This window comes from Lyngbya aestuarii BL J (assembly GCF_000478195.2).
Classification (GTDB): Bacteria; Cyanobacteriota; Cyanobacteriia; order Cyanobacteriales; family Microcoleaceae; genus Capilliphycus; species Capilliphycus aestuarii.
The window spans coordinates 1-478 of the sequence record NZ_AUZM01000355.1; the positions used below are offsets into that span (position 1 = coordinate 1).

General features: G+C 42.1%; 1 protein-coding gene. It reads right to left on the reverse strand.

From position 1 onward, the window contains the following. Nucleotides 1-478 (reverse strand): Ig-like domain-containing protein (locus M595_RS28495; RefSeq protein ID WP_040484810.1); only part of this gene is annotated, 478 nt, incomplete at both ends.

Sequence of the window (478 nt, forward strand, 5' to 3'; positions counted from 1 at the left end):
CCTTGACCATCGTTAATCGTATAGCTGAAACTATCTGTTGCGGTTTCATTTGCTTCGAGAGCGTCAAATTGACCGTTGGGGTTATAGCTGATTGTACCGTCGTTGTTGATGCTAACTTCACCTTTGGTGTTTGTACCATCAACCATACTGACGTTGAGACTATCACCGTCTGAGTCGCTATCATTACTTAAGACATTAATATTGATAGCTGTATTTTCGTCAGTGCTGTCTGTATCGTTGTTGGCTGTGGGAATTTGGTTAACGGGTTCTTCTTCTGGGGGAGTGGGTTCAGAGTTTTCTGAGTTGACGTAGGTGAAGATATCGTCGGTTAAAGATACTGAACTGGAATAACCGGAGATAATTCCAATCATCTCTTTGCTTCCTTCACCATAATAGAAGATGCGGGTATCTCCGTTCTTTTGTACTAGCTCATAATCACTGGCACTTCCATGCAGTTGAATCTTATCTTGTGCATCAT